Annotated in this window: 16 protein-coding genes and 1 tRNA gene; 5 read left to right on the top strand and 12 right to left on the bottom strand. The window is 63.2% G+C overall.

Annotated elements, in window-relative coordinates:
- Positions 1-86 precede the first annotated feature (86 nt).
- Complete coding sequence (gene cysM / locus J2W49_RS11440) at positions 87-989, bottom strand: cysteine synthase CysM (protein WP_310315752.1); 903 nt, start codon at positions 987-989, stop codon at positions 87-89.
- Between the two features lie 37 nt (positions 990-1026).
- Between cysM and J2W49_RS11435 the strand changes: the two genes are divergently transcribed.
- Together J2W49_RS11435 and J2W49_RS11430 are read left to right on the top strand one after the other, a co-directional pair.
- A tRNA-Leu gene (locus J2W49_RS11435) sits at positions 1027-1113 on the top strand.
- A 103-nt stretch (positions 1114-1216) separates the two neighbouring features.
- Positions 1217-2191, top strand: a complete 975-nt coding sequence (locus J2W49_RS11430; protein WP_310315750.1) for a calcium/sodium antiporter — start codon at positions 1217-1219, stop codon at positions 2189-2191.
- 18 nt (positions 2192-2209) lie between these two features.
- Here the strand turns inward: J2W49_RS11430 and J2W49_RS11425 are convergent, their stop codons facing one another.
- Positions 2210-3127, bottom strand: a complete 918-nt coding sequence (locus tag J2W49_RS11425; protein WP_310315748.1) for an SDR family oxidoreductase — start codon at positions 3125-3127, stop codon at positions 2210-2212.
- Between the two features lie 82 nt (positions 3128-3209).
- On the opposite strand from J2W49_RS11425, the gene J2W49_RS11420 reads away from it, so the two are divergent.
- Together J2W49_RS11420 and J2W49_RS11415 are read left to right on the top strand one after the other, a co-directional pair.
- On the top strand, positions 3210-4241 hold the full coding sequence (locus tag J2W49_RS11420; protein WP_310315746.1) for a CDP-6-deoxy-delta-3,4-glucoseen reductase: 1032 nt from the start codon (positions 3210-3212) through the stop codon (positions 4239-4241).
- Between the two features lie 44 nt (positions 4242-4285).
- On the top strand, positions 4286-5263 hold the full coding sequence (locus tag J2W49_RS11415; RefSeq protein WP_405001011.1) for a Bug family tripartite tricarboxylate transporter substrate binding protein: 978 nt from the start codon (positions 4286-4288) through the stop codon (positions 5261-5263).
- Positions 5264-5429: 166 nt separating this feature from the next.
- Here J2W49_RS11415 and J2W49_RS11410 read toward each other — a convergent pair whose 3' ends face one another.
- The 5 genes from J2W49_RS11410 to J2W49_RS11390 all read right to left on the bottom strand — a co-directional run bounded on the left by J2W49_RS11410 (position 5430) and on the right by J2W49_RS11390 (position 9601).
- Positions 5430-6032, bottom strand: coding sequence for an SCO family protein (locus J2W49_RS11410; protein WP_310315744.1), 603 nt, complete (start codon positions 6030-6032; stop codon positions 5430-5432).
- A gap of 12 nt (positions 6033-6044) precedes the next feature.
- Positions 6045-6950, bottom strand: coding sequence for a heme o synthase (cyoE, locus tag J2W49_RS11405; RefSeq protein ID WP_310315742.1), 906 nt, complete (start codon positions 6948-6950; stop codon positions 6045-6047).
- Entirely contained in the window at positions 6947-8101 is a 1155-nt protein-coding gene (locus J2W49_RS11400; protein ID WP_310315739.1) for a COX15/CtaA family protein, read from the bottom strand. Before J2W49_RS11400 ends, cyoE begins: the two co-directional genes overlap by 4 nt.
- A 158-nt stretch (positions 8102-8259) precedes the next feature.
- Positions 8260-8934, bottom strand: coding sequence for a hypothetical protein (locus tag J2W49_RS11395; RefSeq protein ID WP_310315737.1), 675 nt, complete (start codon positions 8932-8934; stop codon positions 8260-8262).
- Positions 8918-9601 (bottom strand): SURF1 family protein, encoded by a 684-nt coding sequence (locus J2W49_RS11390; protein ID WP_310316318.1) that lies wholly within the window; start codon positions 9599-9601, stop codon positions 8918-8920. The genes J2W49_RS11395 and J2W49_RS11390 overlap by 17 nt, the downstream gene beginning before the upstream one ends.
- A gap of 99 nt (positions 9602-9700) precedes the next feature.
- Here J2W49_RS11390 and J2W49_RS11385 point away from each other — a divergent pair, with 99 nt between their 5' ends.
- On the top strand, positions 9701-9946 hold the full coding sequence (locus J2W49_RS11385) for a twin transmembrane helix small protein (protein WP_310315735.1): 246 nt from the start codon (positions 9701-9703) through the stop codon (positions 9944-9946).
- 105 nt (positions 9947-10051) lie between these two features.
- Here J2W49_RS11385 and J2W49_RS11380 read toward each other — a convergent pair whose 3' ends face one another.
- From J2W49_RS11380 to ctaD, 5 genes are all read right to left on the bottom strand, one after another.
- Positions 10052-10933, bottom strand: coding sequence for a cytochrome c oxidase subunit 3 (locus J2W49_RS11380; RefSeq protein WP_310315733.1), 882 nt, complete (start codon positions 10931-10933; stop codon positions 10052-10054).
- 61 nt (positions 10934-10994) lie between these two features.
- Positions 10995-11216, bottom strand: a complete 222-nt coding sequence (locus tag J2W49_RS11375) for a DUF2970 domain-containing protein (RefSeq protein WP_310315731.1) — start codon at positions 11214-11216, stop codon at positions 10995-10997.
- Positions 11213-11821 carry a cytochrome c oxidase assembly protein gene (locus J2W49_RS11370; protein WP_310315729.1) on the bottom strand — a complete coding sequence of 203 codons (609 nt, stop codon included), beginning with the start codon at positions 11819-11821 and terminating at the stop codon, positions 11213-11215. The genes J2W49_RS11375 and J2W49_RS11370 overlap by 4 nt, the downstream gene beginning before the upstream one ends.
- A gap of 34 nt (positions 11822-11855) precedes the next feature.
- Positions 11856-11969: a cytochrome oxidase small assembly protein gene (locus J2W49_RS11365; RefSeq protein WP_310315726.1), complete on the bottom strand. Its 114-nt coding sequence runs from the start codon at positions 11967-11969 to the stop codon at positions 11856-11858.
- Positions 11970-11995: 26 nt separating this feature from the next.
- The gene (gene ctaD, locus J2W49_RS11360) at positions 11996-13615 is read right to left on the bottom strand and encodes a cytochrome c oxidase subunit I (protein ID WP_310315724.1); all 1620 of its coding nucleotides are present in this window, start codon (positions 13613-13615) and stop codon (positions 11996-11998) included.
- Positions 13616-13653: the final 38 nt, after the last annotated feature.

Genomic DNA, 13653 nt, shown 5'->3' with positions numbered 1-13653 from the left:
GCCCAAGATGCCGTCCCCCCTCCAAGCGCCCCTGGCGCGCCAGAGAGGGGGGAAGCCGCGTAAGCGGCGCAGGGGGGAGCCCTCCATCACGCAGGAAACACGCCCGTGGACAGATAGCGATCACCCCGGTCGCAGACCACGAACACAATGGTGGCGTTTTCCACCCGCTGCGCCAGTTGCAAGGCCACCCAGCAGGCGCCCGCTGCGGATATGCCACCAAAGATACCCTCTTCTCGCGCCAGCTTGCGACACATTTCCTCGGCGTCGGACTGGCTCACATACACCAGCTCATCCACGCGCGAGGCATCGTAAATCTTGGGGAGGTATTCCTGAGGCCACTTGCGAATGCCCGGAATGCGGGACCCCTCGCTGGGCTGGGCGCCGATGATGCGGATGTCCGGGTTCTTCTCTTTCAGGAAACGCGACACGCCGGTGATGGTGCCGGTGGTGCCCATGGCGCTCACGAAGTGCGTGATGCGCCCGCCGGTCTGCTCCCACAGCTCGGGGCCTGTGGTCTCGTAGTGGATACGGGGGTTGTCTTCGTTGGCAAACTGGTCGAGCACCCGGCCCTTGCCTTCTCGCGCCATCTTGTCGGCCAGGTCGCGAGCGGATTCCATGCCCCCGCTCTTGGGCGTGAGGATGAGCTCGGCGCCAAAGGCCTTCATGGTCTGCGCGCGTTCGATGGACAGGTCCTCCGGCATGATCAGCACCATGCGGTAGCCCTTGATGGCTGCGGCCATGGCCAGCGCAATGCCGGTATTGCCCGAGGTCGCCTCGATCAGGGTATCGCCGGGCCGGATTTCGCCACGCTCCTCGGCCCGCTGGATCATGGACAGCGCTGGACGGTCTTTCACCGATCCGGCCGGATTGTTGCCTTCCAGTTTGCCCAGCAGCACATTGCCTCTGGCCGCGTTTTCAGCGGCACCCAGGCGTTGCAGGGCCACCAGCGGCGTCTTGCCAATGGCGTCTTCGATCGTTGGGTATTTCATACGTTGCACTGTGCCATAATTTCGAATTCTCACACCTGCCGGAGTGGCGAAATTGGTAGACGCAGCAGATTCAAAATCTGCCGGTGGAGACACCGTGCCGGTTCGATTCCGGCCCCCGGCACCAGACCCTGACAAGGCCGCACAGCTCACGTTGTGCGGCCTTTTCTGTTGATTGTGTTTCCCCCTTCTGCGCCGCCTGCTACCCTTGGCCCACCCTGGAACATGCCATGTTGATGCCCTCACTCGCCATCCTCGCCGGCCTTGCCCTGCTGGTCTGGAGCGCTGACCGTTTTGTGGAAGGGGCCTCGGCCACAGCCACCCATTTCTCGGTCCCGCCGCTGCTGGTCGGCATGGTGATTGTGGGCTTTGGCACCTCGGCGCCAGAAATGGTGGTTTCGACGAACGCTGCCTTGCAAGGCAACCCCGGCCTGGCACTGGGCAACGGATGGGGCTCGAACATTGCCAACATCGCGCTGATCCTGGGCATCACAGCGCTGGTCAATCCGATCACCGTGCATTCGCTCATCCTTCGCAAGGAACTGCCCATCCTGGCGGGCGTGACCGCGCTGGCCGGCGTGCTGGCCTGGAACGGCTCGCTTAGCCGCATGGATGGCGCCATTCTGCTGGGCGTGTTCGCCCTGCTCATGACCTGGTCGATTGTGGAAGGCATGCGAGGTGGCAACGACGCACTGGCATTTGAAACCTCGACCGAACTGCAAGCCCATGCCATGCCGTTGCCTCGCGCGCTGATGTGGCTGGCGGTGGGATTGATCGTGCTGATTGCGAGTTCGCGGTTGCTGGTGTGGGGTGCGGTGGCGATTGCGCAGTCGCTGGGCGTGAGCGATCTCATCATTGGCCTGACCGTGGTGGCCGTGGGCACCTCGCTGCCGGAACTGGCCTCGTGCGTGGCGGCGGCCCGCAAAGGCGAGCATGACATCGCGCTGGGCAATGTGCTGGGTTCGAACCTGTTCAACACGCTGGCCGTGGTGGGCATCGCCAGCGCCATTGCGCCCGTCGAAGTGGCCACTGAGGTGCTCTCGCGCGACTTCACGGTGATGGCCGGCCTGACGCTGCTCCTGTTCGTCATGGGCTGGGGATGGCGGGGCAGACCTGGCCGGGTCAACCGCGTGGAGGGCGCGGTGCTGGTAGCGATCTACCTGGGCTACACGCTGCTGCTGATGCGTTCCATCGGTGTGATCTGAGCCCAGAGATCAACGCTCCTAGCGCAACCCTTCGTTGACCGTCGGGTAGCGCAGCACGAGTCGAAGCTCGTCCTTCATGCGGCTGTTGGTCAGGCGGCGCGACTCGCTCATGAAGCTCAACAACATCAGCGACAGCTGTTCGCCTGCGCTGACCCGGGGCACGCGGGGCGGACGGGGCAGGCCATACAGGTCAGCAGCAAGATCAAAGTAGTCGCCCATCTTGAGCTGGGTGTCGTCGACCACATTCACGTTGCGCTGCGGCCGCCCGCGCCAGAGTGCCAGCACACAGGCGCGGGCCAGGTCGTCGGCATGGATGTGGTTGGTATAGACATCGTCTTCGGCCTGCAGCACCGGGGTGCCACGCAACAGGCGCTCGCGTGGTGTGCCACCTTCGCGATCCGGGGCGTAGATGCCGGGGATGCGCAGCACCGTGGTCCGCACACCGCTGGCGCGGCCCCAGCTGTGCACCGCCGCCTCTGCGTCCACCCGCCGCCAGGCGCGCGGGGTCAGCGGATGCGCCAGGGTCGACTCGCTCACCCACTGACCTTGCCGGTCGCCGTACACACCGGTGGTGGACCCGTACACCACCGCGCGCGGCGCGCAGCGCTGGGCCAGCGCGCGCGTGAGCGCCCGGGTGCGAGGATCCAGCCGCCAGTCGGCCAGCTCGCCCGAAGGGGGTGGCGCCAGGTGCAGCACGCGCGTGGCCAGGCCCGCCAAGCGTTGCAGGCTGCGCGGCTCATCCAGATTGCCCAGCAACGGTGTGATGCCTTGTGCGCGCAAGCCTGGCGCACGCAGGGACGATGAAGTGAGTGCCAGCAGACGCACCCGTCGGCCCTGGCCCAGCACGCGAGCGGTGCGCTGTCCCACGTCCCCACACCCGATGATCAACACCCGTTCACGCCGGAAGCGTGCGGGCAAAGCGCCAAGAAGGCTCATGCAATTTCCGAATTTGCGACAATGACGGGTTGCCAGGCGCCCGAACGTGCACTGGCGTGCCTGCAACCATTTTTCGTCCAGTATGACATTCACCATCACCGTCGAGCCCAGCGGGCGCACATTCACCGCAGAGCCCAACGAGGCCATGCTGGCCGCAGGCATCCGCCAGGGCATCGGACTTCCCTACGGATGCAAGGACGGCGCCTGTGGCTCCTGCAAATGCAAGCTGCTGAGCGGCTCGGTGGTCCACGGGGTGCACCAGTCCAAAGCCCTGAGTGCCGACGAGGAGGCCGCGGGCTACGTGCTCACCTGCTGCGGGGTGGCGCACACCGACGTGGTTCTGGAGTCCCGGCAGGTGACCGAGGCCGGCGCCTTTCCCATCAAGAAGATGCCGGTGCGCGTGAATTCGCTGGAGCGCGTGTCGCACGACGTGATCGTGCTGAACCTTCAGCTGCCGGCGAGCGACACCTTTCAGTACCACGCGGGACAGTATGTTGAATTCCTGCTGCGCGACGGCGACCGTCGCAGCTACTCCATGGCGAATGCGCCGCACACCCAGGTCGGCCAGCCACGCATGGAACTGCATCTGCGCCACATGCCGGGCGGCAAGTTCACCGACCATGTCTTCAGCGCCATGAAGGAAAAGGACATTCTGCGCATTGAAGGCCCTTATGGCAGCTTCTTCCTGCGCGAAGACAGCGACAAGCCCATGGTGTTGCTGGCCTCCGGCACCGGGTTTGCGCCCATCAAGGCGCTGATCGAGCACATGCAGTTCAAGGGCATCACGCGCGAAGCAACGCTCTACTGGGGCGGTCGCCGCCCCGCCGATCTCTACCAGAGCGCGTGGATCGAAGCCCGCCTCGCCGAGATGCCTAACCTGCGCTATGTGCCGGTGGTCTCCGACGCCCTGCCTGAAGATGGCTGGAGCGGCCGCACGGGTTTCGTTCACAAGGCCGTGCTGGAGGACATCCCCGATCTGTCGGGCCATCAGGTCTACGCCTGCGGTGCGCCCATCGTCGTGGAATCGGCCCGGGCTGAATACAGCACGCTGGCGGGTCTGCCCCCTGAAGAATTCTTTGCCGACTCGTTCACCACCGCTGCCGACAAGCTGTGACAGTGTTCTTGCCGCGCCCCCCTTCACCCCCAGGAGACAACACCATGATGAGACGCCGCCAACTGCTTGCACAGAGCACCCTGCTCGCCGCCAGCCTGGCACTGCCCGGACTGGGCCTGGCCCAGGGCAGCACCACCCGCATCATCGTGCCCTTCGCGGCCGGTGGCCCCATTGACGTGACGGCGCGCGTTTTGGCTGAGGCGGTCAAGGGATCGTTGGGGACCGTCATCGTGGACAACCGCGCGGGCGCTGGCGGGAACATCGGTGTGGGCGCTGCGGCCCGCTCGGCGCCCGACGGCCTGACGTTGGGCATCGCCACCACCGCGTCGCACGGCATCAACCCCTGGCTGTTCAGCAAGCTCCCCTACGACCCGGTCAAGGACTTTGCACCCGTCACCCAGATGCTCCGTGTGCCCAACGTGCTGGTGATCAACGCAGAAACGGCACAACGCCTGGGCATCAACAGCGTGGCCGACCTGATCCGCTATGGCAAGAGCAACCCGGGCAAGCTGAACTACGGCTCTGGTGGCAACGGCAGCGCCGGTCACCTGGCGGGCGAACTCTTCAAGAACCAGGCCGGTATTTTCGCGGTGCACATTCCCTACAACGGCGGCAACCCGGCACAAGCTGCGCTGCTGGCCGGCCAAGTCGACTTCAACTTCGACAACCTCGCCACCGCCGCCGGCAACATCCGCGCCGGGCGACTCAAGGCGCTGGCGGTGACCACCGCGCAGCGCTCTCCCGTGATGCCCGACGTGCCGACCGTTGCGGACACCTTGCCCGGCTTCGAGATCGACACCTGGTGGGGACTGGTGGTCCCCAGCGGCGTGCCGGCAGACACAGTGGCCAAACTCAACGCCGCTTTCACCGAAGCCTTGCGTTCGCCCGAAGTGAAAGCGCGCTTTGCGACGCTGATGGCCGAACCCGCACCCAGCACACCCGAGGCTTTCGACGCTTTCATGAACAAGGAACGCGCCAAGTACGAGCGCATGGTCAAGCTGAGCGGAGCGAAGGTGGACTAACACCCCCGCCGCGCTGTGCGCGACCCCCTCAAGGGGGCGATACCAGAGGCCCGGCAAAGCCGGTTCCTCGGTGCCTGCTGGACGGTGCACGCCTCGCCGGAGGCGGCCTTGGTTTTTTCGCCGTGTTGAGTAGGCTCCGTAACCAGGATCCACTACCTACCGAGCTTCACTGATCCAACAGCAGCTTGACGTCGTTGGCCAGAGCTTGTGCGCCGCTGCCGTACCGGTTGTACAGCCGGATCCGGCCTTGCGGGTCGTACACGTAGCTGCCCGCCGAGTGATCCATGGTGTAGCTGGTAGGCGTACTGCCCTCGACCTTTTTGTAGTAGATGCGAAACGACTTGGCCACGTCGGGCAGGGCTTCTGGTGCGGCGTACAAGGCAAGGAAAGTGGGATCGAAGCTTGCCATGTACTCGCGCATGATCTCCGGCGTGTCACGCTCGGGATCGACGCTGATGAACAGGCCCTGAAACCGGTCGCCATCGGCCCCCAGCAGGCGCTTGGCTTCGGCCATTTCGCTCATGGAGGTGGGGCACACGTCAGGACACTGGGTGAAGCCAAAAAAGACCACCACGACCTTGCCCTGAAAATCGGCGAGGGTGCGTGGCTGGCCATTGTGGTCGGTGAGTGAGAAACCGGTGGCGTAGTCGGCGCCCGTGATATCGATACCGGAGAAGGCGGGCTTGCTGTCGCAGGCTGCCAGGGTCAGGGCGAGTGCGCTGGCGACTGCCAGCAGGGTGCGGCGCCGAATGAAGGTGGGAAGGCCCATGGATGCTCGGATCTAAAGGTAGTGGTCGATCAGCAGCGCGGCAAAAAGCAGCGAAAGATGGATCAGGGAAAAGCGGAAGGTCTTGCGCGCCAAGGCATCGGAATAGTCGCGCCACAGCGCAAAGGCGTAACCTGAAAACCCGATGCTCAGCAGCACGGCAGACACCAGATAGAACCAGCCGCTCATGCGCATCATGAACGGCATCAGGCAGGCGGCGAACAGCACAAAGGTGTAGAGCAGGATCTGCAAGCGGGTGAATTCCGAACCGTGCGTGACCGGCAGCATGGGCAGACCCGACTTGCGGTAGTCCTCGACGCGGTACAACGCCAGCGCCCAGAAATGCGGCGGCGTCCACAGAAAGATGATCAGAAAGAGGATCAGCGATTCGGGTGAAACCACTCCCGTCATGGCGACCCAGCCCAACACGGGCGGCATGGCGCCGGAGGCGCCGCCGATCACGATGTTCTGCGGCGTGAGCGGCTTGAGGATCACGGTGTAGATCACCGCATAGCCCACAAAGGTGGCAAAGGTCAGCCACATGGTCAGCGGATTGACCCAGAAGTACAGCACAGCGGACCCCACTGCACAGAGCAACGCAGAAAAGCTGAGGGTCTGCAGGTTGGTCAGCTGGCCCTTGGCAGTGGGCCGCCACGCCGTGCGCTTCATCTTCGCGTCGATGCGCTGTTCCACCACGCAGTTGAAGGCGGCTGCCGCCCCGGCGACCAGCCAGATACCGAAGCAGGCGATGGCCGCCAGCTGGACCTGAGCCCAGCTGGGCACGCCAGGCACGGCCAGGACCATGCCGATCAAGGCGCAGAAGACGATCAGCTGGATCACGCGCGGTTTGGTCAGGGCATAGAACTGGCGCCACGTGGACGGCATCGCCCCAACAGCGGTGGAGGTAGGCGCGGCGCTCATCGGGACAACTTGGAAATATTGAATTGCGACATATGGAATTTGTCGTTGACCGAATGGCTGCCGGACAGCGCCCCCATGAGCACGATGACCAGCGCAGCCGCGCCGCCCGTGTGGGCCACGGCAGCCACCAGCGGCCACTCCAGCACCACGTTGCTCAAGCCACTGGCCAACTGCCAAAGCGCGATCAGCAGCAGTGAGCTGGCCGTGCTCCGCATGCCGGGCACCGACCACAGGCGCCGGGCCATCCAGAGCAAGGCCAGCAGTACGACATAGGCCGCAAGCCGATGCACGTAATGGATGGCGGTCAAGGCCGGGAAGGCGATGGCATCACCCGAGCGGTTCAGCCCCAGCTCGCGCCACAAGGTAAAGCCTTCGCTGAAGTGCATCACCGGCCACCAACTGCCCTGGCAGGTGGGAAAGTCGCGGCAGGCCAGCACCGCGTAGTTGGTGCTCACCCAGCCACCCAGCGCAATCTGCACCCAGACCAGCGCGAACACCAGCCAGAGCCAGAAACGCAGATTGCCCCCCAGCGGGACCGACATGGGTCCCCGGGGCTGAGCCAGCGTGTAGGCCACCGCCTGCGCCCGCAGCAGGGCGAGCAGCATCATGCCGCCCAGCAGATGGAGGGTCACGATCGCAGGAAACAGCTTCATGGTCACGGTCAGGGCACCAAAGGCGCCTTGCACACACACCCACACAAAAGTGAGAAACGGCCACCAGAACGAGACGGCGACATGCCTGCGCTCAACCCAGGTCACCGCCATGAGCACCATGATCAGCACCCCCACTGCGGTGGCCAGGTAGCGATGGATCATTTCGATCCAGGCCTTGGAGAACGTCACCGGCCCGGTGGGCATGGCTTCCTGGGCTGCTGCAATGGACGCACTCGCGCCGACGGGACTCACACTGCCATAACAACCCGGCCAGTCGGGGCAGCCCAGACCCGAATCCGTCAGCCGCGTGAACGCACCAAACAGCACCAGATCGAAAGTCAGAAACAAGGTGACCAGGGTGAGCATTCTCAGACGGTGCGCGGGTGTGGCATGCCGACTGCGCAACCACACCCAGGCCAGCGGCCCGATCGCAATCACCACACCCAGCAGCATGAGCCGGGCAACGGGTGCGAGGTCGTAAAGGGATTGGGTGTCCATGTCAGGGCATCGTCAATGGAGTGATCAAGACACACCGCGCTTTGCAGGAACGCTGTCAAAGAACACCGCGCGACCGGCTTCGCCGGCGCGCAGGTGTTGCCCCCCTCCCACCGAAGGCGAGAGAGAGGGGGGTGACGCGAAGCGGCGCGGGGGGTGGTTCATGGCCTTCCTGGCTTGTCCCAGAACGCGGACGCCCGCAACAACCGGTCCAGGTCCCGTTTGGCCTGTTTAGGGTCCACGTCGGCAGGAAAGCGCATCATCCAGTTGCCCAGGGGGTCGACCACATAGAGGTGGTCCTCGATGCGCCGACCTTCCGCCGGCGCCAGCCAGGCGGCCAGGGCATCGGCATCCACCAGCAACACCTCGGCCGCCGCAGTGGCCGTGCGCAGTGGTTCAGCGAGCTCGACCGATCCGGTGCGCAGCCAGACCCAGTCCAGGCGGTCTTTCTCGCGCCCCAGCGTCTCCCTGAGTTGGCGCTGCAGGTACAAATGTTTCTGACACCCTTCGTCGCATGCGCTGTCGGCCACACTGATGAGCAGCCACTGATCCTTCAGGGCGGTCAATGGCACCGATTGTCCCTTCGCATTGATACCCGTCAGGGCCGGTATCGGACGCTGCGGATCGATCAGTTCACCATAGTTGCGCCGGCCTTCAGGCCGGATCACGTAATAGGTGAAGTACGAAGCAATCACCGGAGCCGCACAGACCAGGAACAACAGCAACATCTTCCAGCGCCCGCTTCGTGTGCTGGCGGCTTCGCTTGTGCTGGCGGCATCCAGCCTTGGCATGCTGTGCACGGTCAAAGTCAAGGGTTCGTCAGGTGTCTGAGACATGGAGACTGCGCTTTCGGCGGGGGGAAATGAACTGGAACCAGACGTACAGGAAACCGGCAAGAGCGCACAAACCAAACCACTGGAATGCGTAGCCGTGGTGCTTTTGCACGCCAGCGGCAACAACGGGCCACTCCCGCCGCAAGCCATCGTCGGCGTCTCCGGTCTGAACAACCGACAGAGCCAGCAAGGGCACTCCCCATTCCTGGGTAAGCGCCTCAAGGTCGACATTTTGCCGGATCAGACCGGCGCCCGCCTTTCCGAGTTCGTATAGCTTGCCCGGCGGCGGGGCCAAGCGCCCCTCCACGCCAACCCCACCTTCGGGGGTCACCACCTCGGGCACGCGGCTGCGATCCTCGAAGTCCCTGGGTACCCAGCCCCGCTGCACCAGCACCGCCTGCGTGCTGCCCGCCAGGCGCAACGGCGTGATCACGTAAAAGCCCGGGCGCCCTTCCATCTGGCGGTTGTCCAGAAAAAGAGTGGCATTGGGCACCCATTCACCTGAAAGGCGCACCGCACGGTGTAAGCCAGCGTCTGGATCGGCCATCCTCAGCACATCGGCTTCGCTCCAGGCGGGCAGTGCGGCGCGCTCGTCAATGCTGGCCTGGAGGTTCCGCTTCTGCGCGGCACGGTCGAGTTGCCAAAGACCCAGTGCAGCGGTGACCGCCATGGTCAGCAACGTGGCCAAGGTCACCAGCCAGAACCGCCAGGTCGATCCCCTCACAGCGTCACCACATTCGCAATGCGTCGAACATCGATAATTGTGCCCATGAAGTATCTGGTCCTTGCAGGTTTTGTGGCGATCATCGGCAGCCTGGCCGTGGCGCTGGTGTTCATGCTGCGCGGCGACCGGGGTCCCGGTGCCGACCCGACCGACCCGGATGCCCCGCGCAACAAGCACATGGCACGTGCGCTGGCTTTCCGCGTCGGCTTCTCCATCTTGTTGTTTGTGGTGGTGTTGATCAGCTACCGGATGGGCTGGATTCAGCCCACCGGGCTGCCGCTGAGAGGCTGAAATCGGTCAAGCTCGGGAACCCTTCAAAACGTTCAAGAAAAAAAGCGCCAGGAGGCGCTTTTTTTCAAGGAGCTCCAAGCAGGCGATCCGCCGCCGGCGTCTTCATCACATCCAGTACACAAGGATGTACAGCCCCAGCCAGACCACGTCCACGAAGTGCCAGTACCAAGCAGCGCCTTCAAAACCAAAGTGGCTCTTGGCTGTGAAATGCCCCTTCTGCAGGCGCAAGGTGATGAACAGCAGCATCAACATGCCCACAAACACGTGGAACCCGTGGAAACCGGTCAGCATGAAGAAGGTCGAACCAAAGATGCCAGAAGACAGCTTGAGATTCAGGTCCGCGTACGCGTGGTAGTACTCATAACCCTGCACACAAAGGAAGATGACGCCAAGCAGCACGGTCATCCACATGAAGGCGATGGTCTTGGCCCGTTGACCGACCTGCAGCGCATGGTGAGCGATGGTCAATGTGACGCCGGAGGTCAGCAGCAATGCGGTGTTGATGGTGGGCAACCAGAACGGTCCCATGGTCTGGAATGGCTCGACGATGCCCGCAGGCGACGCGGTGGCGCCGGCCTGGGTACTGGGCCAGATGGCAGAAAAATCGGGCCAGATGATCGAGTTTTCGAAGTCGCCCAGGCTGGGGACCGACTGCACCCGGGCCCACCACAAGGCGGTGAAGAATGCGCCAAAAAACATCACCTCCGAAAAGATGAACCAGCTCATGCTCCAGCGGTAGGACAGGTCGATCTTGTGACCGTACATGCCACCTTCGCTCTCACTGACGGCATCGCGGAACCACTGGAACAGCACGACCAACCAGAACGCCAGGCCGAATGCCAGCGAATAGGCGCCCCAGCCCGCGCCATTGACCCACTGACCCGCGCCAAGGATCACGAAAAACAGGCCGATGGCGGCCATCACGGGATGACGTGAGGGGCCGGGGACGTAGTAGTAGGGCGTCGTACCGTGGGATGCTGCTGACATGCTCACTCCTAAATGCAAAGCGCTTGTTTGAATGTCTGAAAAAAGAAAATCGACGGGCGAATCAACCAGCCGAACCTGAGGCCACGACCCAGTTCACAAGAAAGATAAGACCCAGAACAAACAGGAACGCCATCAGCACACCCACGGCAATGATGTGCAGCGGGTTGAGCTTGGCGATGTCGTCCTGGTAGTCTGCATTGCGCCGCACACCCAGAAAGCCCCACAACACCGCCTTGACGGTGCCTGTCCAGGAGCCCTTGCGCTTGTGGATGGGCTGATTCATACCGACCCTGGTGCTTTCACTGCCACACCGTCGGCCACGGGCACATCGACCGGTGCCGCGGGCACCTTGCCCCCGACTTCGAAGAAGGTGTAGGAGAGCGTGATCGTGGTGACATCTTTCGGCAAGCGCGGATCGATCACGAAGGCCACGGGCCAGGCCTTCTTTTCGCCTGCTTCAAGGGTGTACTGGGTGAAGCAGAAGCACTCCAACTTATTGAAGTGGCTGGCCGACTGCCGGGGTGCATAACTGGGAATGGCCTGCGCGGCCATGGTGCGGTTCTGGATGTTCTGGAACTCGTACATCACCGTGGTGAGTTCGCCTGGATGCACCCGCAGCGAACGCACTTCAGGCTTGAAATGCCAGGGGCCACGCACATTGACATCGAATTCGACCGTGATGGTGCGCGACGCGTCGACCTGCGTGTTGGCCGGCAGAGAAGGGCGAACACCAGGCACTTCGCGCTCGGACAGCGCCAGGATGTTGATGCCTGTGACCTCGCAAATGGCACGGTAGATCGGCACCAGCGCATAGCCGAAGGCAAACATGCCCAGCGCGATCACGCCGAGCTTGCCCACCATCTTGAAGTTTTCGCGCTTCAGTCCCATGCGTTGTGCTCAGTAGCCATTGTGTTCAGGTGCCTCAGCCCCCGAGGTACATCATCTTGCCCATGAATCCCAGGAAGAACACCAGCGCCACGGACGCCAAGATCAACCCCAGGCGCAGGTTGTTTTTCTTTTGCTCGGGTGATTTCATGGTTGTGGCTCCGGTCAATGCGGCCATCAGCCAACGATCCTGGAGGCGGTCGCATCGAGCTTGGGTGGCGTCTCGAAGGTGTGGAACGGCGCCGGCGAAGGCACTTCCCACTCCAGACCCTCGGCACCTTCCCATGGCTTCTGAGCCGCTTTTTCCCCCTTGCCCTTCATGGCGGGCAGGATCACGGCGACAAAGAAATAAACCTGCGCAATGCCGAAGCCAAACGCGCCCACCGAAGCAATGGCGTTGAAGTCGGCGAACTGCATGGGGTAGTCGGCGTAGCGCCGAGGCATGCCGGCCAGACCCAGGAAGTGCATGGGGAAGAACGTGATGTTGAAGGAGATCATCGACCACCAGAAGTGGATCTTGCCGCGGGTCTCGCTGTACATCACGCCGGTCCACTTGGGCAACCAGTAGTAGATGCCGGCAAACATCGCAAACAGCGAACCAGCCACCAGCACGTAATGGAAGTGCGCCACAACGTAATAGGTGTCCTGCATCTGGATGTCGATGGGTGCCACCGACAGGATCAGTCCGGTGAAGCCCCCAATGGTGAACACGAAGATGAAGCCGACGGCCCACAGCATCGGGGTTTCGAAGGTCATCGAGCCCCTCCACATGGTCGCGATCCAGTTGAAGATCTTCACGCCCGTGGGCACGGCGATCAGCATGGTCGAGTACATGAAGAACAGCTGGCCCGTCACCGGCATGCCGGTGGTGAACATGTGATGCGCCCACACGACGAAGGACAGGATGGCAATCGACCCGGTGGCGTACACCATGGAGGCGTAGCCGAACAGCTTCTTGCGCGCGAACGCGGGCACGACCTGGCTCACGATACCGAAGGCCGGCAGGATCATGATGTAGACCTCGGGGTGGCCGAAGAACCAGAAGATGTGCTGGTACATCACCGGGTCGCCGCCGCCGGCGGGGTTGAAGAAGCTGGTGCCGAAGTGGCGGTCGGTCAGCGTCATGGTGATGGCGCCAGCCAGCACGGGCATCACGGCGATCAGCAGGTAGGCAGTGATCAGCCAGGTCCAGCAGAACATCGGCATCTTCATCAGCGTCATGCCGGGCGCGCGCATGTTCAGAATGGTGACGATGATGTTGATCGAGCCCATAATGGACGAGGCGCCCAGGATATGCATGGCAAAGATGCCGGCGTCCATCGAGGGGCCCATCTGCAGCGTCAGTGGCGCGTAGAGGGTCCAGCCGGCGGCGGGCGCGCCACCGGGCATGAAGAACGAGGCGACCAGCATGATGGCCGCAGGAATCATCAGCCAGAAGCTGAAGTTGTTCATGCGCGCAAAAGCCATGTCGCCAGCGCCGATCTGCAGCGGGATCATCCAGTTCGCGAAGCCCACGAAGGCCGGCATGATGGCGCCGAACACCATGATCAGGCCGTGCATGGTGGTCAGTTGGTTGAACAGGCCGGGGTTGACCAGTTGCAGGCCGGGCTGGAACAGCTCGGCACGGATCAGCAGGGCCAGCACGCCGCCCACCATGAGCATGGTGAAGGCAAACAGCAGGTAGAGCGTGCCGATGTCTTTGTGGTTGGTGGCATAGACCCAGCGCCGCCAGCCGGTGGGGGCGTGGTGATCGTGGTCGTGATCATGCGCATCGTGGTGGTCAAGAACTGCACTCATGGTCGATTCCTTTGAGACTCAATGTGTTTGGGGCAACC

The sequence above is a fragment of the Hydrogenophaga palleronii genome, assembly GCF_031457455.1.
Taxonomy (GTDB): Bacteria; Pseudomonadota; Gammaproteobacteria; order Burkholderiales; family Burkholderiaceae_C; genus Hydrogenophaga; species Hydrogenophaga palleronii_A.
The sequence above is the reverse complement of the archived record's forward strand: the minus strand, read 5'-3'. Positions and strand labels throughout refer to the sequence as shown.

Bases quoted from the DNA above. Each gene is read 5' to 3' on its own strand.
- J2W49_RS11370 (WP_310315729.1), bottom strand. From the start codon at position 11,821: ATGGGACTGAAGCGCGAAAACTTCAAGATGGTGGGCAAGCTCGGCGTG.
- J2W49_RS11385 (WP_310315735.1), top strand. From the start codon at position 9,701: ATGAAGTATCTGGTCCTTGCAGGTTTTGTGGCGATCATCGGCAGCCTG.
- J2W49_RS11390 (WP_310316318.1), bottom strand. From the start codon at position 9,601: ATGGCGGTCACCGCTGCACTGGGTCTTTGGCAACTCGACCGTGCCGCG.
- J2W49_RS11430 (WP_310315750.1), top strand. From the start codon at position 1,217: ATGTTGATGCCCTCACTCGCCATCCTCGCCGGCCTTGCCCTGCTGGTC.
- cyoE (WP_310315742.1), bottom strand. From the start codon at position 6,950: ATGAGCGCCGCGCCTACCTCCACCGCTGTTGGGGCGATGCCGTCCACG.
- J2W49_RS11380 (WP_310315733.1), bottom strand. From the start codon at position 10,933: ATGTCAGCAGCATCCCACGGTACGACGCCCTACTACTACGTCCCCGGC.
- J2W49_RS11375 (WP_310315731.1), bottom strand. From the start codon at position 11,216: ATGAATCAGCCCATCCACAAGCGCAAGGGCTCCTGGACAGGCACCGTC.
- ctaD (WP_310315724.1), bottom strand. From the start codon at position 13,615: ATGAGTGCAGTTCTTGACCACCACGATGCGCATGATCACGACCACGAT.
- cysM (WP_310315752.1), bottom strand. From the start codon at position 989: ATGAAATACCCAACGATCGAAGACGCCATTGGCAAGACGCCGCTGGTG.
- J2W49_RS11420 (WP_310315746.1), top strand. From the start codon at position 3,210: ATGACATTCACCATCACCGTCGAGCCCAGCGGGCGCACATTCACCGCA.
- J2W49_RS11425 (WP_310315748.1), bottom strand. From the start codon at position 3,127: ATGAGCCTTCTTGGCGCTTTGCCCGCACGCTTCCGGCGTGAACGGGTG.
- J2W49_RS11365 (WP_310315726.1), bottom strand. From the start codon at position 11,969: ATGAAATCACCCGAGCAAAAGAAAAACAACCTGCGCCTGGGGTTGATC.
- J2W49_RS11410 (WP_310315744.1), bottom strand. From the start codon at position 6,032: ATGGGCCTTCCCACCTTCATTCGGCGCCGCACCCTGCTGGCAGTCGCC.
- J2W49_RS11415 (WP_405001011.1), top strand. From the start codon at position 4,286: ATGATGAGACGCCGCCAACTGCTTGCACAGAGCACCCTGCTCGCCGCC.
- J2W49_RS11400 (WP_310315739.1), bottom strand. From the start codon at position 8,101: ATGGACACCCAATCCCTTTACGACCTCGCACCCGTTGCCCGGCTCATG.
- J2W49_RS11395 (WP_310315737.1), bottom strand. From the start codon at position 8,934: ATGTCTCAGACACCTGACGAACCCTTGACTTTGACCGTGCACAGCATG.